Annotated in this window: 22 protein-coding genes; 2 read left to right on the top strand and 20 right to left on the bottom strand. The window is 40.1% G+C overall.

Translation table 11 applies throughout. From position 1 onward, the window contains the following. Nucleotides 1-6 precede the first annotated feature (6 nt). The 14 genes from CWM22_03720 to CWM22_03655 form a co-directional block, all read right to left on the bottom strand. Nucleotides 7-447 (bottom strand): GNAT family N-acetyltransferase, encoded by a 441-nt coding sequence (locus tag CWM22_03720; protein AUC91082.1) that lies wholly within the window; start codon nucleotides 445-447, stop codon nucleotides 7-9. After that, entirely contained in the window at nucleotides 447-1,679 is a 1,233-nt protein-coding gene (gene arcA, locus CWM22_03715; protein ID AUC92834.1) for an arginine deiminase, read from the bottom strand. Before arcA ends, CWM22_03720 begins: the two co-directional genes overlap by 1 nt. A 256-nt stretch (nucleotides 1,680-1,935) precedes the next feature. Beyond that, a complete protein-coding gene (locus CWM22_03710; GenBank protein ID AUC91081.1) occupies nucleotides 1,936-2,631 on the bottom strand; it encodes a Crp/Fnr family transcriptional regulator in 696 nt (231 codons plus the stop codon). 283 nt (nucleotides 2,632-2,914) lie between these two features. Continuing rightward, entirely contained in the window at nucleotides 2,915-3,832 is a 918-nt protein-coding gene (whiA, locus tag CWM22_03705) for a DNA-binding protein WhiA (protein ID AUC91080.1), read from the bottom strand. After that, nucleotides 3,829-4,803, bottom strand: a complete 975-nt coding sequence (locus tag CWM22_03700; protein AUC91079.1) for a YvcK family protein — start codon at nucleotides 4,801-4,803, stop codon at nucleotides 3,829-3,831. The genes whiA and CWM22_03700 overlap by 4 nt, the downstream gene beginning before the upstream one ends. Beyond that, the gene (locus CWM22_03695; protein ID AUC91078.1) at nucleotides 4,800-5,687 is read right to left on the bottom strand and encodes an RNase adapter RapZ; all 888 of its coding nucleotides are present in this window, start codon (nucleotides 5,685-5,687) and stop codon (nucleotides 4,800-4,802) included. Before CWM22_03695 ends, CWM22_03700 begins: the two co-directional genes overlap by 4 nt. 21 nt (nucleotides 5,688-5,708) lie before the next feature. Beyond that, on the bottom strand, nucleotides 5,709-6,086 hold the full coding sequence (locus tag CWM22_03690; GenBank protein ID AUC91077.1) for a regulator: 378 nt from the start codon (nucleotides 6,084-6,086) through the stop codon (nucleotides 5,709-5,711). Between the two features lie 50 nt (nucleotides 6,087-6,136). Then, entirely contained in the window at nucleotides 6,137-7,456 is a 1,320-nt protein-coding gene (locus tag CWM22_03685; protein ID AUC91076.1) for an MATE family efflux transporter, read from the bottom strand. Nucleotides 7,457-7,485: 29 nt separating this feature from the next. Then, nucleotides 7,486-7,692: a hypothetical protein gene (locus tag CWM22_03680; GenBank protein AUC91075.1), complete on the bottom strand. Its 207-nt coding sequence runs from the start codon at nucleotides 7,690-7,692 to the stop codon at nucleotides 7,486-7,488. A gap of 169 nt (nucleotides 7,693-7,861) precedes the next feature. Further along, complete coding sequence (locus CWM22_03675; protein ID AUC91074.1) at nucleotides 7,862-8,131, bottom strand: type II toxin-antitoxin system RelE/ParE family toxin; 270 nt, start codon at nucleotides 8,129-8,131, stop codon at nucleotides 7,862-7,864. Then, entirely contained in the window at nucleotides 8,121-8,348 is a 228-nt protein-coding gene (locus CWM22_03670) for a translation repressor RelB (protein ID AUC91073.1), read from the bottom strand. Before CWM22_03670 ends, CWM22_03675 begins: the two co-directional genes overlap by 11 nt. A 113-nt stretch (nucleotides 8,349-8,461) precedes the next feature. Next, the gene (locus tag CWM22_03665) at nucleotides 8,462-9,808 is read right to left on the bottom strand and encodes an asparagine--tRNA ligase (GenBank protein ID AUC91072.1); all 1,347 of its coding nucleotides are present in this window, start codon (nucleotides 9,806-9,808) and stop codon (nucleotides 8,462-8,464) included. Nucleotides 9,809-9,825: 17 nt separating this feature from the next. Continuing rightward, the gene (locus CWM22_03660; GenBank protein ID AUC91071.1) at nucleotides 9,826-11,004 is read right to left on the bottom strand and encodes an aspartate aminotransferase; all 1,179 of its coding nucleotides are present in this window, start codon (nucleotides 11,002-11,004) and stop codon (nucleotides 9,826-9,828) included. After that, nucleotides 11,001-11,498, bottom strand: coding sequence for a peptidase (locus CWM22_03655; GenBank protein ID AUC91070.1), 498 nt, complete (start codon nucleotides 11,496-11,498; stop codon nucleotides 11,001-11,003). Before CWM22_03655 ends, CWM22_03660 begins: the two co-directional genes overlap by 4 nt. A gap of 213 nt (nucleotides 11,499-11,711) precedes the next feature. Between CWM22_03655 and CWM22_03650 the strand changes: the two genes are divergently transcribed. Further along, nucleotides 11,712-12,161, top strand: coding sequence for a MarR family transcriptional regulator (locus tag CWM22_03650; protein ID AUC91069.1), 450 nt, complete (start codon nucleotides 11,712-11,714; stop codon nucleotides 12,159-12,161). 62 nt (nucleotides 12,162-12,223) lie between these two features. Then, nucleotides 12,224-12,769 (top strand): NAD(P)H-dependent oxidoreductase, encoded by a 546-nt coding sequence (locus CWM22_03645; GenBank protein AUC91068.1) that lies wholly within the window; start codon nucleotides 12,224-12,226, stop codon nucleotides 12,767-12,769. Between the two features lie 253 nt (nucleotides 12,770-13,022). Here CWM22_03645 and glf read toward each other — a convergent pair whose 3' ends face one another. The 6 genes from glf to CWM22_03615 all read right to left on the bottom strand — a co-directional run bounded on the left by glf (nucleotide 13,023) and on the right by CWM22_03615 (nucleotide 20,380). Further along, nucleotides 13,023-14,135: a UDP-galactopyranose mutase gene (glf, locus tag CWM22_03640; protein AUC91067.1), complete on the bottom strand. Its 1,113-nt coding sequence runs from the start codon at nucleotides 14,133-14,135 to the stop codon at nucleotides 13,023-13,025. 18 nt (nucleotides 14,136-14,153) lie between these two features. Further along, complete coding sequence (locus CWM22_03635; protein AUC91066.1) at nucleotides 14,154-15,074, bottom strand: hypothetical protein; 921 nt, start codon at nucleotides 15,072-15,074, stop codon at nucleotides 14,154-14,156. A gap of 759 nt (nucleotides 15,075-15,833) precedes the next feature. Continuing rightward, on the bottom strand, nucleotides 15,834-16,523 hold the full coding sequence (locus CWM22_03630; protein AUC91065.1) for a CTP--phosphocholine cytidylyltransferase: 690 nt from the start codon (nucleotides 16,521-16,523) through the stop codon (nucleotides 15,834-15,836). A gap of 11 nt (nucleotides 16,524-16,534) precedes the next feature. Next, a complete protein-coding gene (locus tag CWM22_03625; GenBank protein ID AUC91064.1) occupies nucleotides 16,535-17,455 on the bottom strand; it encodes an EamA/RhaT family transporter in 921 nt (306 codons plus the stop codon). Nucleotides 17,456-17,504: 49 nt separating this feature from the next. Next, complete coding sequence (locus CWM22_03620; GenBank protein ID AUC91063.1) at nucleotides 17,505-18,995, bottom strand: nucleotide sugar dehydrogenase; 1,491 nt, start codon at nucleotides 18,993-18,995, stop codon at nucleotides 17,505-17,507. Between the two features lie 329 nt (nucleotides 18,996-19,324). Further along, entirely contained in the window at nucleotides 19,325-20,380 is a 1,056-nt protein-coding gene (locus CWM22_03615) for a protein CapI (protein ID AUC91062.1), read from the bottom strand. Nucleotides 20,381-20,382 lie beyond the last annotated feature (2 nt).

The raw sequence follows: 20,382 nt of genomic DNA, 5'->3' as shown, positions 1-20,382 counted from the left end.
TAATGTTTAAATAAATTTTGTCAATGTCTGGCACCATTCTCCATCTTCTTGATAAACTTCAGAAGTTGCTTGGTAGCCAACTGACTCATAAAAAGTCTTTGCAGTTAACTCCGAATGTATATTCAACTGATGAAAGCCTGCTTCACGTGCATAAGCTTCCAAAGAGCTGATAATCATTTTTCCATAGCCTTTTCCACGAAAATTCGGTAGAGTGGCTATTCGGGTTAGACGAGCTTGACCAGGGCCGACAGGAAGAAAACGTCCCGTTGAAACAGGTTCTTCACCAATAAAGAGATTGGCGTAAACTCTTCCTACCGTATCATTCTGGTCAAATTCATCTTCCTTTGCAATACCACGCTCAAGGACAAATACCTTATAGCGGACATAGATAGAGGCTGCGCGTTGCCATTCTTCCGAACCGATTGTTGTTCGTTCTATACTTGGCATTAGATGTCTTCCCGTTCAAACGGCATTGACATACAACGAGGTCCACCACGACCGCGAACCAATTCGCTTCCGCCAATCTTAATCAAACGAAGCCCTTTGGACTCGAGGATTGCATTGGTAATCGTATTGCGTTTGTAAACAACTACCACACCTGGTGCAATAGTCAATGTATTTGAACCATCATTCCATTGCTCACGACCAGCAGCAACCATATCACCGCCACCACAACGGATCAATTCTACCTTTTCAAGACCAAGGTTCGCAGCCAAAAGTTCTGCCAAGTCACCATGTTCTTCTTCAATATGAAGCGTATCATTTTCATAGGTTACAGAGAAGACACGAAGGTCACCTTCAATTTCTGGGTGGATAGTAAACTTATCATAGTCAACCATGGTAAATACTGTATCCAAGTGCATGAATTTACGGTTGTTAGCAAATTCGAATGCCAATACTTTCTTGAAGCCAACATGCTGTTCAAAGATATTTACCAATAGTTTTTCAATTGATGCAGCATCGGTACGTTGTGAAATACCTACTGCCAAAACATCTTTTGAAAGAACCAATTCGTCACCACCCTCTATACGAGTAGTTGCTTCACGATTGTAAACCAATGGAACTTTTCCACCATATTCTGGGTGATGGGTGAAGATATATTTACCATACAAGGTTTCACGGTTCCGTGTTTCTGAATACATGTGGTTAAGAGAAACAGCATTACCAATCGTAGCAAATGGATCCCGTGTGAAGTAAAGGTTTGGCATTGGGTCTATTGCAAATGGGTAAGAGGATTCAACCAAATCTGTCAAACCTTTTTCTTCAGAAGGGATTTCTGGCAATTCTGCCTTTTGAACACCAGCCATCGTTTTCTCAACCAGTTCTTGATTATCTTCAATAGACATCAACAACTTGCGAATTGCCTTCTTAGTCGCCCGACCACGAATGTTAGCTTCTTCGAGATATTCATCAATAAATTGTTCACGAATTTCAGGTGTAACAAGTGACTCAGCAGCTAATTTTTCCAAGTAGAGTACTTCGACACCTTCATCACGAAGAGCTTGAGCAAATGCATCATGCTCTTTCTGTGCATCTTCTAAGAATGGAATATCATCGAAGAGTAGGCGTTCTAGGTAGTCAGGCATCAGGTTTTCAATTTCCTTACCTGGTCTGTGTAACATAACTTTTTTCAGCTTACCAATTTCTGAAAAAACATGAATTGGATGGTTTGACATGATCTGTCCTCCTTGTAGATTTATACATGATGGGAAACGAGGAGGAACGTACGCTTTCCTGCCTCTCATTTCCTCTTTACATCCATAGTTTAACAGAGCAAAAAAACAAAAACTTGAAAACGCTCGCATTTATGTTGAGAAATTCTTCACATTTTCAACCTTATTTATAAATAATTATCGATTATATCGCCTATATTATGCATAATTCTTTGCGTTATATCATTATATGAATTTTTATTTTTTATAAAAAACAGAAACTTCAATGAGTTTCTGTCAAATTTTCTAAGAAATAATCAATATCTAAATAAGTTAACTGTTTATGGCTATAAGCAATTTTTCCATTCTGCTTCAGTTGCTTCAAAACATAGCTAACCGTTTCCCGTGTCGTAGCTGCTAAACGCGAAATCTCTTGAATATGAATTTCAAATGGCAAGGTAGCAAACTGCTCTCGCTGGCACATATCCCAATAAAGAAGAGCCAAGGCTTGAACGACTCGATCTGATGCCTTGGAACGCATCGCATTTCGCAAGCGCAACTCTTGAAAACGAAGCACTTTGGATAATTTTTGACAGATATAAGTCATTTGACTCGGATTTATCTTCGACAAGGTTTCAAACAAGACCATCGGTACAATAAAATACTCTAGGTCCGTTATGGCAATGGCAGTATAATGATAAGGTTTGTCCTGAAACATATCTCCAAAAGGAAAGGCACCACCCTGCCGAATATAGTCCAAATACGTAAAACTATCCGTCTCATCATATTGCTCAATCCGAGCATAGCCCTTATACAATACAAATAGATAATCTCTAGGATCCTCTGCGTAAAAAAAGATTTGTCCCTTAGGAATCTTTCGAAAACGAATATGCTTAGCTAATTGATCAAAGCTATCACGTGTCAAACGTTCAAAAGTTGGATGTGCCCTTAGATAATCATATTGTTCGTTGCTTATCATCAAAACTCCTTTCTAGCTAAAGTATCCTTCTATCTATTCTAACATATATTAATGTTATATGCTAATCATTACTGAAAAATTCATAAAACAGGGTCATTCCAGTGAAGAAGATTGCTATCACAGCATACAAAAAACTGGTCCTTTCGAACCAGTCTTAGTATCGTCGAATGAATTAACTTTCAGACAAGGAACTGAGGTGCAAGCAATACTAGAGTACGGCAAGCCGAGAGTAACGATGTATCAAAGTTAATTCAAATGACTATAACATTCTATGTATACCTATCTAGTCAGTCAATTCATCCGCAATCTTATTGATTTTTCGCAAACGATGGTTGACACCACTTTTAGTGATCGGTACCGTTAGACTATCCGCCAATTGCTGAATGGAATAGTCTGGATGCTGAATTCGCAACTGGGCAATCTCCTGCAAGTCACCTGACAACTGATCTAGACCGATAGTATCCATAATTTTGATAATATTATTGATTGTTTTCATACTAGCATTGACCGTCTTTGCAATATTAGCGGCTTCCGCATTTGTAGCTCGATTTAGGTCATTGCGAGCCTCACGAAGCAATTTAACATTCTCAAATTCTGTCTTTGTCTCTTCTGCTCCAATCACCAAAAGAAAATCCATAATGTCCTCTGCACGTTGCAGATAGGTAATGGTTCCCTTACTTCGCTCAATGACTTTGGCATCCAAAAGAAATTTCTGCATCAGATTGGCCAGGTCATTGGCATGGTCACTATAGACAGAAGCTATTTCAAGCTGGTATTTTCCTTTTTCAGGATCCTTAACAGAGCCTGCCGCTAAAAATGCTCCACGAAGATAGGCTTGACTCCACGAATCATTTTCCAAAACCAAGGGAGAAATCCCCGTCTCTAATCCAAAGAAGCTATCAGCCAAATGCAAATCGTTCAATATCTCATTCACGCCGTCTTCTATCAAAACTGCATACACACGGTTCTTTTTGAGATTAGGTTTTTGATGATGGCGAATCTCAGCCTTAATCTGGTAGAAATGGAGTAACAGTTCATAAATGTGACGGGCAATCTTTGCATTTTCCGTGCTGATAGAAAGAGTCAAACCTGATGAAGCTAAGCCCAAACTACCTGATAATTTGATAATAGCAGATAGCTCGCTCTTATTTGAGCTAGACTGAAGCAGCAATTCTTCCTTTACTTGTACTGTAAAACTCATGGCCGCACCTGCAAAATCTTGAGCAACTCTTCTACCACCAAGTCACCATCATGGAAAGCTCCGCCATTTTCCAAACGAAGAAAATTCGAAGAAATCACACGATTAGCCTGTTTTTGCAAACCTGCAAAATCGTGTTTTACCTGTACCAAGTATTCATCAAACTGGTTGCTATTCATATACTCTTGTGGAACCGGCTCAATATTGACCAAAACTGTATCAATGAATTGTTCAGCTAGGTGTGCATTGAGAACCGCCACATGGTCCGCATCTGAGAAAAACTCAGTCTCTCCCCGTTGGGTCATAATGTTGCACACATAGGTCACTTCAGCCTTGGTTTCTTTTAGGGCTTTGCCAATGTCAGAAATCATCAGATTCGGCAAGATTGAGGTAAAAAGAGAACCCGGTCCAAGTACGATCATGTCACTTTCCATAATCGTTTCAACCACCTGGCGACTGGCTTTCGGTTCATCATCGTTATAAGAATTTGTCACATAGACATGATCAATCATCCCATTATGCTTGGAAATCTTGCTCTCACCTGCTACCTCGGTCCCATCTGTAAAAATAGCATGAAGAGTCAAGGCCTGTTCGCTAGATGGATAAATCCGCCCTGTCGTATGGAAAAAGCGCGTCAACAACCTCATCGCATTGTAGGTTGAACCCTGCATTTCTGAAATGCCAGCAATGATGAGATTCCCTAGTGGATGACCAGCCAAGGGTCCATCTGAATCCGCAAAACGATACTGGAAAATTTGTTCATAAAGTTTGGGCATATCCGACATAGCCAATAGGACGTTACGCAAATCACCTGGAGGGGTCACCTGCAAAGCCTGGCGGATTTCCCCCGAAGATCCTCCGTCATCAGCTACCGTCACGATAGCGGTAATCTCTACATCCTTATCCCGCAAACTCTTCAAAATGACTGGAATTCCCGTTCCGCCCCCGATAACTGTAATCTTTGGTTTTCTCATGAGCGGTTGACCGTCTCCTTCCGTCTGTCCTTATCGCGATGGCTACGATTGACAATCCAGTTTTTCTCCAAATCATCTGCCAAGCGTTTAGCAAAGGCTACGCTTCTATGTTGACCGCCCGTGCAACCAACGGCAATCGTTAGAACTGATTTTCCTTCCTTCTGGTAACCAGGAAGAATTGGCTCAATCAAGCCGATAAGGTGGCTGTAAAATTCTTCAGATTCCTGGTGGTCCATAACATAATCAAAGACGGGAGCATCCAGACCAGTCAGATTTCGTAATTCTTTCTGATAATAAGGATTTGGCAAGAAACGCACATCAAAGACCAAGTCCGCATCCAGAGGCAGACCATATTTGAAACCAAAAGACATGACTTCCACACGGAAGGATGGTTGGTTGTCCTGACTAGCAAACTGCTCTGAGATTGCCATACGGAGATTACGAGGTGTCAGCTCAGTCGTGTCAATGACATTCTGGCTCATATTTTTCAAGGGAGCCAAAAGTTCACGCTCTAGCTGAATCCCGTCCAAAACACGACCATCAGCCGCCAAAGGATGGGAACGACGAGTTTCTTTATAGCGAGCAACCAATTCACTATCCGTCGCATCCAAGAATAGGACTTTAAAATCTAAATCCTCTGCCCCCTCAATCTCATCCAACACCTCTCGAATCTCCGAGAAGAAGGAGCGACTCCGCATATCTACAACAAGAGCAATCTTATTGTTATCCTGGCTATGACGAATCAACTCTAAAAACTTTGGCAAGAGAGTCGGTGGCATATTGTCAATGGTAAAATAACCCAAGTCTTCAAAAGACTGAATTGCTACCGTCTTACCAGCTCCCGACATCCCTGTCACAATTACTAAATGGAGTTTGTCCGACATGACATTCCCTCCTTTTCTCTTCTAATCAATAACTGCAATAACTTCAATCTCAACCTTAACATCACGTGGCAAGCGTGCAACTTCCACCGCTGAACGAGCTGGAAAATCCGCTGAAAAGGCTGTTTTATAAACTTCGTTAAAGGCTACAAAATCATTCATATCTTTTAGGAAACAAGTTGTTTTCACCACATGGTCAAAGTCTGTTCCTGCTTCTGATAAAATTGCTGCAATATTTTTCAGGACTTGCTCAGTCTGCTCCTGAATGGTTTCACCAACCACTTCACCAGTTTCAGGTGAGAGAGGAACCTGACCAGAGGCAAATAGGAAATTTCCAACAACCTTCCCTTGAACGTATGGGCCAATTGCTGCAGGTGCCTTACCTGTGTGAATCGTTTTCATCTGATGATCTCCTTTTTATCTTTCTATTGATATTATACCAAAAAACTGACCTATTCAGCCAGTTTTCGTGTTTGTACAATAAATCTCCAAGTCAGAAAAATCGCTCGCAAGAGCAGGTCAATCAAAATCGACAGCCAGACGCCGGCAATTCCTAAACCGAACATCTGACCTAAGACGATAACACCTACAACGCGCAGCCCCCACATTCCTATCATTGTGGAGTAGAGCGGCGACTTGGTATCCCCCAATCCCTGCAGAGCGCCAGCCATAATCAAAGAAACCGCCAGCCCCGGCTGGTTGAAGGCATCAATCCGCAGAGCTATGACGACTTGACGGACGGCTTCTAGGTCTTTGGTAAATAGCAGAGCAAAACTTGGAGCTCCGAAAAATAAGACGATTCCCAGAAGGGACATGGTGGCTACTCCATAGGCAGAGCTGAGAAATGCGACTCGTCTAACTGTGAGGATGTCCCCCTTTCCCAAGGCTTGACCGATCAAAACCGCTGCCGCTGTCGCAAGACCATAGGCTGGCATATAGGTAAAACTCTCGATATTGCCTGCAATCATGTGAGAAGCATAGACAGTCGTCCCCAGCCCCACAATCAAACTGAAATAGACCACCTGTCCCAACCGCATAACCAAGCGTTCGGCTGCTGCAGGTAGGGTCAAAACCACCATTTCCTTAGGACTTCCCAAGCGGAACAATTGTTTGAGATCAACTGCCAAGTCAGTCTGCTGTACCTTTCGGTAAAGCAAGACAGTACCAAGCAAGCGAGCTAAGATGGTTCCCAAGGCGGTCCCTACAATACCCCAACCTGACCAAGAGCCAATACCAAAAATCAAGAAATAGTCCAAGACCACATTAAAACCATTGGTCAGTAAGCTCATTTTCATAGGGGAAACTGTGTCGCCAGATGCCCGCAGGATTGTTCCCAAAATGGTCATCAGAGCTTGGAAAATCGTCAAGCCACCAACCCAGTAAAAAAATGCCTGGGCGCCAGCCAAACTCTCCGCATCTGCTCCCATTAAGACCAGCATCTGCCGCCCGAAAACAAGGGATAGTAAACCCAATAGCAGACCTACACCTACTGAAAGCACTAAGGCTTGACGGACATGAAAGGTAAGAGATTCCCTATCTCCCGCGCCAATAGACCGAGCAATCAAAGCTGTTGCCCCAACTCCCAAAGCCATATAGACCGCCAAATAGACATTCAAAATCGTATTGGCTAGACCCACTGCCGTCACCGCTACCAGCCCCAGCTGTGCAATCAAGAGGGTATCCATAAAACCAACTAAGGGCTGAAAAATATTTTCCACCGTCGCAGGAAAGGCCAAACGAATAATCTCTTTTCCTAAACTTTCTTGCTTCATTTTCCTCTCCACGGATTTATTTAGAATAATTATAAATAAAAACAGGTGAAAAAACAAGAAAACAGGGAGTGGGGAAGAACTCGATAAGTCAAAAAGGAGTTCGTCTCCCCACCCCCGCATAGCTCCAAAGGTTCGGGGAGCCTTTGGAGGTTGGAGATAAGGCGAACTCCGTTCGCTTCAGTCGTATAAGGAAGATTTGGAGTGGAAAACACGAATTGCTGAGATTTGCTTCGCAAATCTTATCTCCAACCTTTTTACCTCGCTTTTCTGTTTCAAGGCTCGGGCTGAAACAGTTCCCAGAACTGTTTCACTCCACTGGACTGTTAAACCCAATCAACCACTGCGCTGAGATGTTGACACGAGCTCTGAGAAGTGCACCGATACCGAGCCTAGTTTCCTAAAGCTTCACTTTTTATAGATTTCTTTCCGGTGCCCGATTTCAAGAGCTAGGATGACCATTTTGTTATCAATAATATCGCAAATCACACGGTAATTCCCCACTCTATACCGCCACAGCCCCTTATAGTCTCCTACCAAGGCCTTGCCAAACTGTCTTGGATTCTCCAAACCGTCCAAACGTTTTTTCAAATCCTTTGCAAGCATCATCCCCACATGCCTGTCCATTTTTTTCAACTGCTTCAAAGCATCATCGCTGAGAACAAGTTTATAAGCCATCTTCTAACTCCGCAAGAACATCATCAATCGAGTGTGTAACAGGATTTTCTTGGAATTTCTTCAAAGCCTTGATACCAATTTCATAGTCCAACTGGTCTTCTATCTGTTCTGCCAGTGCAGTTTTAAATAACTCAGACAGGCTTTTTCCTGTATGAATGGCATAGCTTCTGAAGATTTCTTCTTCTGCATCGTTTAACCGTAAGGATACAATTCCCATCATTCTACCTACTTTCTTCTTGTAATACATTGTATAACAATTCGTTCAAAATGTCAATGGACACCAGAAAAACAGACCACGTTTGTAGTCTGTTTGTATATCTATTGATTTGCTTATGGATGCAAGCGGTGCAACATTCTCGGGAACGGAATGGCTTCACGGATATGTTTTGTACCAGCGACGAAGGTTACCATACGCTCGATACCGATACCGAAACCACCGTGTGGCACTGAACCGTACTTACGTAGGTCAAGGTAGAATTCGTATTCTGACTTGTCCATGCCGAGCTCATCCATCTTAGCTACCAAGGCGTCGTAGTTATCCTCACGCATAGAACCACCGATGATTTCACCGTAGCCTTCTGGCGCCAAGAGGTCCGCACAAAGCACGCGCTCTGGATTACCTGGAACTGGCTTCATGTAGAAGGCCTTAAAGCTTGCTGGATAGTTGACCACAAAAGTCGGTACACCAAAGTAGTTTGAAATCCAAGTTTCATGTGGTGAGCCAAAGTCATCACCATGCTCGATGTGTTCGTAGTCCGTATCTTCATCCGCTTCGTGTTCTTGCAGAAGAGTAATGGCATCATCATAAGCCACACGTTTGAATGGTTCTGCAATGTAGCGTTTAAGGGCATCCACATCACGCTCAAGAGTTTCTAAGGCTTGTGGCGCACGGTCGATAACACCTTGAATCAAGGCTTTGACATAAGCTTCTTGTAAGTCAAGTGACTCTTCATGGCTTAGGAAGGAATACTCGGCATCCATCATCCAGAACTCTGTCAAGTGACGACGAGTTTTGGATTTTTCCGCACGGAAAACAGGACCGAAGTCGAAAACACGACCAAGGGCCATAGCACCAGCTTCCAGGTAAAGCTGACCTGATTGACTGAGATAAGCTGGTTGACCAAAGTAATCTGTTTCAAACAATTCTGTTGAATCTTCTGCCGCATTTCCAGACAAGATTGGGCTATCAAACTTGATAAAGCCATTCTTTTCAAAGAATTCATAGGTCGCATAGATGATGGCGTTACGGATTTGCTGGATAGCGACCTGTTTACGAGAACGCAACCAGAGGTGACGGTTGTCCATAAGGAAGTCTGTACCGTGTTCTTTTGGCGTAATTGGGTAATCTTGTGACTCACCGATGACTTCGAGGTCTGTCACATCCAACTCATAACCAAACTTAGAACGCTCATCTTCCTTGACGATCCCTGTCACATAGACAGACGTTTCTTGACTGAGGCGTTTTGCCACATCGAATTTCTCAGTACCTGCTTCTTCACCGAATTTTTCAATAAAGTTTGGTTTGAAGGCAACTGCTTGGAAGAAGGCTGTTCCGTCACGCAATTGCAGGAAGGCTAACTTGCCCTTGCCAGACTTGTTGGCAACCCAGGCACCGATGGTCACTTCTTGACCGACATAATCTTTTACTTGGTTGATGGTAATCAATTTTCTAGACATTATTTTTCCTCTTTTTATTATTTCATAAATGTGTGTAGTCGAGCTACTGCTTCTTTGAGCGTGTCCATATCTGTTGCATAGCTGAGGCGGATATTCTCAGGAGCTCCAAACCCTGCACCGGTCACCAAGGCTACTCCTACTTCTTCCAAGATAGCAGTGGTAAATTCAGTCACATCTGTGTAGCCCTTCATTTCCATGGCCTTTTTGACATTTGGGAAGAGATAGAAGGCTCCTTCTGGCTTGATAACCTCAAAACCTGGTACTTCTGCCAGCAAGGGATAAATGGTATTGAGTCGCTCTTCAAAGGCCTGACGCATGGTTTCTACTGTATCTTGCGGACCTGTAAAGGCTTCAATGGCCGCATACTGAGCAGCGGTTGTTAAGTTTGACGTCGTTTGTCCGACAATCTTACTCATGGCTGCAATGATTTCAGGATTACCAACGGCAAATCCAACCCGCCAACCTGTCATGGCATAGGCTTTTGCCACACCATTGACCACAATAGTCTGCTGACGAATGCTTTCTGAAATGCTTGAAATCGGTGTGAAGGTATTTCCATTATAGACCAAACGACCGTAAATATCGTCTGCCAAGATGAGAATGTCGTGTTCCACAGCCCAGTTGCCAATAGCTTCCAATTCCTCACGGGTGTAAATCATACCCGTCGGATTGGACGGACTGTTGAGCAAGAGGACCTTGGTCTTGTCAGTCCGAGCCGCTTCCAGCTGGTCGACCGTTACCTTGAAATTATGCTCTTCCCTTGCAGTGACAAAGACAGGCACACCTTCGTTCATCTTGATTTGGTCAGCATAGGATACCCAGTAAGGTGTTGGAATCAGAACCTCATCATCAGGATTGATGACTGCCGCAAAGAAAGCGTAGAGGACAAACTTGGCACCTGTTGCAAGAACGACTTGATTGCGTTCGATAGAGTAGCCATAGAAATTCTCAAAGTAGGTATTGACTGCGTCCTTCAACTCAGGAAGCCCTGAAGCTACCGTATAAAAACTCGCCTTACCATCTTCGATAGACTTAATAGCAGCTTCTTGAATATTTTTCGGTGTGACGAAGTCTGGCTCACCCAAGGTTAATTCCAGAATATCACGACCTTCTGCCTTCAAGGCTTTTGCACGCGCACCGGCTGCCAGCGTGACACTTTCTTCCATTTCTAAGACACGTTTTGATAGCTTGCTCATAAGCCCTCCTTCTTGATAAAATCTCCTGTTTCAAAATTTACTAAATAATAAGCTGTCCCAGATTTGACCTCCCAAATTGGTTTGTCATCCCTAAAACCTAGAATCACCCTATCAGCTGCTGACGCACCATTCTCTGTAGCGACTGCCTGCGCTTCTTCCTTAGAAATACCATTCGCCATTGGATAAACGTACACAGTATTTGTCTCTTCAGGAATGATAACCGCAATCATTTCCCCCTGACTCGTCTTTCCTTGCACGCTAAAGTATGTTTCTGTCCCGTTGTAGATAGAGACATCATCAACAACCTCCATATCCGTATAGTCTCGAGCTACAGAAATAGCGTGATTCTGCACATCAGAAAAAGGCTTAGCTGCAAGGTCCCAAATAACGAATATCGAAAAAGTCATGACACTTAGGAGTATAAAGGAACCAGCTATCAGCTGTCCCTTCTTCGTTGCCAATACTTCCAAAAGTTGAAAAATCTTTTTTTCCATAGTAGTCCTATTATACTACAAGTTAAAGCATATTTCCATTTTTTCCGTAATTGAATTGTGAATAAACTTTCATTCTCCTTCAGACAGAGAACGAATACAAGAACTGAGACCCACAGTTCAGCTCCTCTATGCTATATAAAGTACTTTACCTATGAATATAGGATTTAACTTTTTTTGCTTGATAACCGAACTATTTATTGCTAAAATATTCTCATGAGAACTGTTGAACAATCTTTAAACGAGAACAAGCATGCACTTCACAGTCTAGTCGTCTTTCGCAGAGCAGCTAATACTATCACAAAATCAGAATTAGAAACAATCAAAAAATACGGACTGACAGTTTGTCAGTTTGGAGTGATGGAGGCACTCTACAACAAAGGAAATCTGCGGATTCAAGACTTAATTGATAAATTATTAAGTACTTCTGGCAACATGACTGTCGTTATAAAAAACATGATTCGAGATGGTTATATCTACAAGACTATCGATACAAATGACCGTCGTGCTTCCTTGATTGCCCTCACTCCACTTGGACGCGAAACCATTGAAAAAATCCTTCCAGAGCATTATGATCACGTTGGAGAGATTTTTTCTGTCCTTAGTTCAGAAGAACAAGACCAATTAGCCGAGATACTTAAAAAATTCAAGAATCAGCAGACCTAGGATTGCCAATAAAAGACAAATACGATATACTAAATTTATGTTTTTATGAAAAGGGGACCATCATGGCAAACGTATTGTTTTTAGTTGGTTCACTACGTGACGGTTCTTTTAACCATCAAATGGCCAAAAAAGCTGAAGCGTTCTTGGCTGATAAGGCTCAAGTATCTTACATTGATCTTGCAAAAATTCCCCTATTCAACCAAGACATCGAGACACCTATCCTTCCTGAAATCGCAGAGCTACGTGCACAAGTAGACGCTGCGGATGCTATCTGGATTTTCTCACCAGTATATAACTATGCAATCCCAGGCATCGTAAAAAATGCTCTCGATTGGCTCAGTCGTTCGCTCGATTTATCCAATCCAAAAGGACCATCTATCCTACAAGATAAAATCACAACTGTCTCTGCCGTCGCTAACAGCGGTCACGACCACCTATTCAAAGACTTCCAACACCTTCTTCCATTTATTCGCACTCAGATTGCTGGTAAATTTACAGGTTCAACCATCAATCCAGAAGCATGGGGAACAGGTGTATTGGAGTTATCTGACGAAACTCTAACAAAACTCGAGCAACAAGCAGCTGACCTGTTGGCAGCAATTCAATAATCAAAAAAAACCAGAATTTCTGGTTTTTTTTGATTAATATTTTGAGAGCATTTCATACTCAACGAAAATCAAAAGTAGCCTAGAAAACGAAGTCGAAGATAGAACTCTGTTACTATCTTATTTCAAGGTAACAGGCTGAAAACCTCCACTGGAGCTTTTCACTCATCAAGGCTCTTGACAACGGATAATTTTGATTTTTGAAGAGTATCAACTTCTGCCAAGAATCAATTACTACTTTGATGACTTCTCAAAATCATTCCCCAACTTCATTTCTCACACATTGCAAGGCCGCACCGATAACCTGGTGCATATCGTAGTAACGATAATGACCAAGACGTCCACCAAAAATAACATTCTCTTGTTGTTCTGCGAGGCGTTTATAAGCAGTATAGAGTTTGTTGTTGCGATCATTGTTGACTGGATAATATGGCTCATCGCCTCGTTTCCAGGTCTTCGAATACTCACGAGTAATAATGGTTTTATCTTGTGTACCAAATTCGAAATGTTTGTGTTCGATGATTCGAGTAAATGGCGTTTCACTATCTGTGTAGTTCACAACTGCATTCCCTTGATAGTTTTCCATATCCAACACTTCTGTTTCAAAACGAAGGCTACGATACTCCAACTCACCAAGCTTATAATCAAAGAACTCATCAATCATTCCTGTAAATACAATCTTCGGATAGGTAGCTAAATAGTCTTCCTTATTGGCAAAGAAATCAACATTTGTCTCAACATCAATATTCTCATGTTCCAACATTTTTTCAACAATCTGCGTGTAGCCACCGATTGGAATACCTTGATAAGTATCGTTAAAGTAGTTATTATCATAAGTCAAACGAACAGGCAAGCGACGGATGATGAAGGCTGGTAACTCCGTACACGGTTTTTCCCATTGTTTCTCGGTGTATGACTTGATCAATTTTTCATAGATGTCTGTACCAACAAGTGAGATGGCTTGCTCTTCCAAGTTCTCAGGCGTTTTACCACCCAACACAGCCCGTTGCTCAGCAATCTTCGTTGCTGCTTCAGCAGGGGTCACCACGCCCCACAGTTTATTGAAAGTATTCATGTTGAATGGAAGATTGTAGATTTCACCCTTGTAGTTGGCGACTGGTGTGTTTGTATAGCGATTGAACTCAGCAAACTGATTCACATAATCCCAAATTTCCTTTTCAGAAGTATGGAAGATGTGTGCGCCATACTCATGAACTTGGATTCCTTCTACTTCTTTGGTGTAGATGTTACCGGCAATATGGTCACGTTTTTCGATAACCTTTATTTTTTTACCCTTTTTAGCTGCCTCATGAGCAAAGACCGCTCCGAACAGACCTGCACCAACAACTAAGTAGTCGTAATGTTTCATATATTTTGTATTTTCCTCCTAGAACTGATGTTCTTGCGAAGATCGAGTCAACTGTTCCGAAGTTAGTCCTGTTATTTCTAACACATCCTCTATGTCAAGACCTCTAGCTAATAATTTTTGTGCAACATCTAAACTTTTTTGTAGACTTCCTTCTTCTAGACCTTCGGCTCTTCCTTCTTCCTTTCCACGATTTCTACCACGTATAAAAGAACTTTCCAATTCTCCAAAGTGGTTGGAAGCATTACGCAACCATTGATCTACCATTTCGATTTCCTCCTCTGTCCATGTATTTCTGTTTAGCAGATTCTCTGCCTTTTCAATAATATCTGATGTCGATTGACTAAATTCTCTATTTGCAAAAAATTCAATCCATTGGCGTTGATTTTTCCCAAGTTGACCCTTACGAAACTTTTTCAGCTCAATGATAACCATTTCAAATGGTTTCTTTAATTCTTCCTGATCACCAAATGGTAATTCTAAGATTTGACTGCTATCTTTTTCAGTCATTACAAAACTGTGAATAGGTTTTTCATCATCGAAATACTTACTCGCTACTAAAGCAATCGAATAAATCGGAGAAATTTTATTATACATATCATGCGTCTGCGTGACCTTCTCACGAATATTGGGCAAGTCCTTCACCAAATGTTGGCAGGAATAAGTCCACAAACGCTTGATAAAACCATTTTGATAGGCAACTTGAATCTCGATAATGACCTGTGTCCCATCTTCTAACCGAGCCAAAATATCTACGGTTGTACTAAAGTGTCTAGTCCTTTCTTTTTTCACATCCGCGATAGTTCCATTCAATATCTGAACAGATTTGGGACGAAAACCTAAAAAGGTATCTATAAAGTCAATGGTAATTTCGTGGTCATTGAAAATCTTTTTTGCAATAATATCAGCCATAGGGCTGACTGCCTGACGACGTTTAGTCATTTTTTTCCTCCAAATAAAGTGATTGAGAAATTCTCTCTACCTATTTATTCGGAAAATATTCTAGCTATATTATAGCATGGTAGCCAAATCTTTTCCACTTTTACAGAGCATGAGTAAACGATAAACAACACCCCTATACTATTCCATTAAAATGCTTTGCATCACTTCAATTTAACTAGTTATTCTTAATATTAATATCACAATAAATAAAAAGTATAGTGGAGAATGAGATGATTGGATAGGTACCTTGTTATGAGGCATTTACCTTTTCTTTTCAAAGCGGCGAGATTTGGGAATAGTCAATGGGACGATGGGCTGAGACATAAAAAATCCTCCAGTTTGTTTTTTATAACAGTATACTGGAGGAAGGAGTGAGTGAGTGGATAGATACCTTGTTATTGGGCGGTTACTGTCCACGGAGGACTTTCACCTCAGATGTACGACATGCCCGTCGTACATACAAAAAGAGAGAACGAATTTCGTCCTCTCTAGGTGTTAGCTTTTCGTCTACCCACTACAGTTGACAAAGAGCCCTTCTTGTTACATGCTTTTTTCAATTTATTTTCATGGTTTTTACGTTTAGTCATGAATAATTCCTCAAATTCAGACTAATTATAGCATAAATTTTTGCTAAAAGACTATATAAAATATGAAAATACGGTTTTCTGAAATCAGTGTTTTCTTCATACGATTATCGTGTACCACATCAGCAATACGTTCATTAATTCGAATAGTTCCGAAAATCCAGCTACTCTATGACTAGGTATGGGAACTTAAAAATTCTTGTAGCTGGTCGAAATCATTAAGATTATCAATCTCAAATATAACGTTCGAAGGAATGTCTCTCTTATATACTATCAACTTATCCAAGTTATCTTTTACAAGATTATCCCAATATAAATTACAAAAATCATTTGATTCTAACATCTCTTCAATAAGTTTTTTTAGAACCTGACCAGATTTTGCATCCCAATATGATACCCCAGATAGAATAGAGCCCTCACCATTATCTATCACAATTTCTTTCACCAGACCATTATCATCGCATTTTAAAAGCCACTCATCCTCAAAATTATCTTTATATGCCGAAAAATATGTAGAAATGGTTATATCAGAATCTAAGAAGTTCATGTGCAGATAATTGTCTGCATCAATTACATAAGCATCACTCAAAAAATCCCGTACAAGATACATGCTATAAAAGTTATTATAGGTATCATATTTATCATTATGAATTAATTTTACACCATATTTATTCTCTAAGAAGTCAAACTTTTCTGACAAATAACCTGTCACAATAATAATTTCCGAAATACCAATTTCATTTAAAAACAAAATTTGTCTTTCTATTAATGTTTGACCTCCAACTTTAATCAAAGATTTAGGAGTTGTTAAAGTCAGTGGTCTCAATCTAGTTCCCATTCCAGCTGCTAAAATAATCGCTCTCATAAATTCTCCTTTTAGTTTTTTAAAACAAATAGCGTACCAATAATGATAGCTACACTACTGATAACTAATTTAATATCTAATTGTCCTCCAAAAAACAACAATGAAAAAATGACTGTCCAAATCGAATAAGTAACATTTAAACCTGTCGCTCTTACAGGTCCTATATTATCAATAGCAGAATAATAGAATAAATAGGAAAGAGTCCCTATTAATGCAAGACAAACGATAACAAGAATTGATTGTGAGTTTAAAACAGTTGCTACACTGTAAACAACATCCCCCTCTACTATCATAAACAACAGATAGACTAAGCTTGAAGTCCATTGCCTGATAAATAAAGCTTGTTTAGGTAAGATATCTTCTTTCATACCATAAGCGGTAATTACACTCTCTGAAGCCCAGCCAATTACACATAGCAATGCTGCTAAAGAGCCAACGAATAATTCTTCTATTTGAGAAAAGCCACTATATCCAAGAAAAATAACTGCCAAGATGGTTAAAGCTAGTCCAAACCATCCCTTTCTTGTCAAATAATCTTTTAAAAAAATCATTCCTAATAAAGCAGCTATCGCAGGATATATAGCAGATATTGTTGCTGTTAAACCAGCACCCAACTTTTCAACCGCAAAAAGATAGGCTCTCATCCCTAAAGGACCAGCGAATACTGCTGCTATCATTACAAAATAAGCACTTCTAGTTTTCATAATTTGTATCGTATTTTTAAAACAACCTCTGATAGATAAGTCAATTGTTAAAAAAATCGCAGAAAAGAAATCATGAAAAAATGCCAATAGTAAAGTAGAAGATAATAGTTTACTATCCTCAACAATGAAAGGAGCCATTAATAATATTAAGCTATTCAAGGATGTGTCTAACCCCCAAAACATGCCTGATAATAAGCCCTGTAAATTTCCTCTTAAACTAAGCTTCATAATTGCTCCTTTTAGGAATAAGCATATATATAAAAAGTCGATACATTCTTCAGTCTCTCCTAAAAATATCTCGTGTATAGACCTTATCCCGCACATCGTCCAAAGAACTATCATAACGATTGGCTACAATAGCTTGACACTGTGCTTTAAATTTTTTCAAATCATTGACAATTTTAGAACCAAAGAAGGTTGAACCAGCCTCTAAAGTTGGTTCAAAAATAATGACCTTTACACCTTTGGCTTTCAATCGTTTCATGACGCCTTGAATAGAACTCTGTCTAAAGTTATCTGAGTTACTCTTCATCGTTAAACGGTAAACACCAACAATTATTTCTTTTTCTTGCTGGCGAGAATAGCTATCATGTTCAGAGTAATCATAATAGCCAGCCATTTTCAGCACCTGATCGGCAATGAAATCTTTCCTTGTTTTATTTGCTTCAACAATGGCCGTCATCATATTCTGCGGAACATCATTGTAATTCGCCAACAACTGCTTGGTATCTTTTGGTAGACAGTATCCACCATAGCCAAAAGAAGGGTTATTGTAGTGGTCACCAATACGTGGATCTAAGCCAACACCCTTGATAATGGATTCGGTATCCAGCCCTTTCAACTCTGCATAGGTATCCAATTCATTGAAGTAGGAAACGCGCAAGGCTAAATAGGTATTGGCAAAAAGCTTGACTGCCTCTGCCTCTGTAGAACCCATATGCAACACTTCCACATCTTTCTTCAAGGCTCCTTCTTGTAGAAGTGAGGCAAATAATCTTGAACCTTCTACTACCGAAGTTGGAGTCCCTTCTTCACAAGACACAATAATTCGTGAAGGGTAAAGATTATCATAAAGTGCTTTTGACTCTCTAAGAAATTCAGGACTGAAAATAATATTTTCTGTACCAAACTTCTCACGCATAGATTGGGTAAAGCCAACAGGAATCGTTGATTTGATAACCATTAAAGCTTGAGGGTTGACCGATAATACTGCCTGTATAACGGCTTCCACATGACTTGTATCGAAGTAATTCTTAGCACTATCATAATTAGTTGGAGCAGCAATCACAACAATTTCTGCCTCTCTGTAGGCTGTTTCTGCATCAAGTGTTGCTACTAAATTCAAGTCTTTCTCAGCTAGATATTTTTCAATATAATCATCTTGAATAGGAGACTTCTTTGCATTGATTAAATCAACTTTTTCTTGGATAATATCCACAGCTGTGAGTTGATGATGCTGGGCTAGTAAAACAGCGATAGATAGACCAACATAGCCTGTTCCTGCGACAGCGATTTTTTTTGCCGGAAGAGTGCCGATTGACTTCGGAAAATCAGAAACAAATAAACTGTTTATTTCAAAATCAAGCACATTGCTCAGAGAAAGTAATTGCGGAATTGACGGAAGATACTCCCCTTGCTCCAACTTGCTAATCATAGCCCTATTTATTCCTGTCAAATCAGAAAGTTCCTGCTGAGAATACCCTAACTCTTTTCTTTTAGAAAAAATAATAGTTTTAAGAAATTCTTGAGAAAATTCTTTGTTACTCATAATTTCACCTCAATATAAAAATGGTATACAAAGTATACCATTTGTTACTAAAAAAATCAAAATAATGATTATTAAAAAGAAAGTAAAATCAACTATGAAAATTATCCATCTTCCTACAGTTCTGGCACTATATCCAAATTAAGATTTGGTTTGAACAATAAAATCGAATGAATGTCTTTTATCATGATTAACTCCTTTTAATGTAAGAGGAAAAACCAGATGCAAATCTCACGAAGTTAGTGAATGTTATTTACTAGTCCTTTCTTACTAATCCTGACACAAATTATGGCATTTGTCCAAAAGGCTATCGCCCCAATAGCAAAATAAAACTATTTGTAATACTCTTTATACCATTGAGCAAATTGGCGCAAGCCTTCTCTGAGAGTGGTAGAGGGGCTAAAACCAAAATCTCTCTCCAAATCAGAGGTATCAGCATAGGTTACAGGTACATCTCCAGCTTGCATAGGTACAAGTTTCTTATGTGCTTCAATATCAAAATCTGCTGGCAATACTCCTGCCAAAACTAGTTCCTCACTCAATATGTGAACAAAATCCAATAAGTTTTCAGGATTGCTATTGCCAATATTGTAGATTGCATACGGCGGAATAGGGAGACCATCACTTCCACTTCTCTTCTGCGGTGCGCCAAACATTACACGCTTGACACCTTCCACAATATCATCAACATAGGTAAAATCACGCTTGCAATTTCCGTAGTTGAAAATTTCAATCGTTTCACCTTTTATCAATTTATTAGTAAAACCAAAGTATGCCATATCTGGTCGTCCTGCAGGACCATAAACTGTAAAGAAACGTAAACCAGTTGTTGGTATATCATATAGTTTACTATAAGCATGAGCAAATAACTCATTTGACTTTTTAGTTGCAGCATATAGTGAAACTGGATTATCAACTTTATCGTCCGTAGAGAATGGTACTTTTTCATTTCCTCCATAGACAGAAGACGATGACGCGTATACTAAATGCTCAACAGGATAGTGACGGCAGGCTTCTAAGATATTTTGAAAACCAATAATATTGCTTTCTATATAAACATCTGGATTGGTAATGGAATAGCGAACTCCAGCCTGAGCAGCTAAATTAACAACAATATTCGGATGGTAATCTTCAAAAATTGAAGTGACCAAATCCTTGTCTGCCAAGTCTCCCTCTATGAACGTCCACTTGCTTTTACTATGAGTCAACTGTTGCTCAATCTGTTCAAGACGATAATGCTTGAGCGATACTTGGTAGTAATCATTCATATTATCAAGACCGATAATATGATATACTTCGTCACTCCGTAATAGTTCTAATACTAGGTTGCTACCGATGAAACCAGCTGAACCTGTGATGAAAATAATTCTGTTCCTATTTAATTTCAATA

Source organism: Streptococcus suis (assembly GCA_002831545.1).
GTDB classification, from domain to species: domain Bacteria; phylum Bacillota; class Bacilli; order Lactobacillales; family Streptococcaceae; genus Streptococcus; species Streptococcus suis_P.
This window is presented reverse-complemented; position numbering and strand designations above follow the sequence as displayed.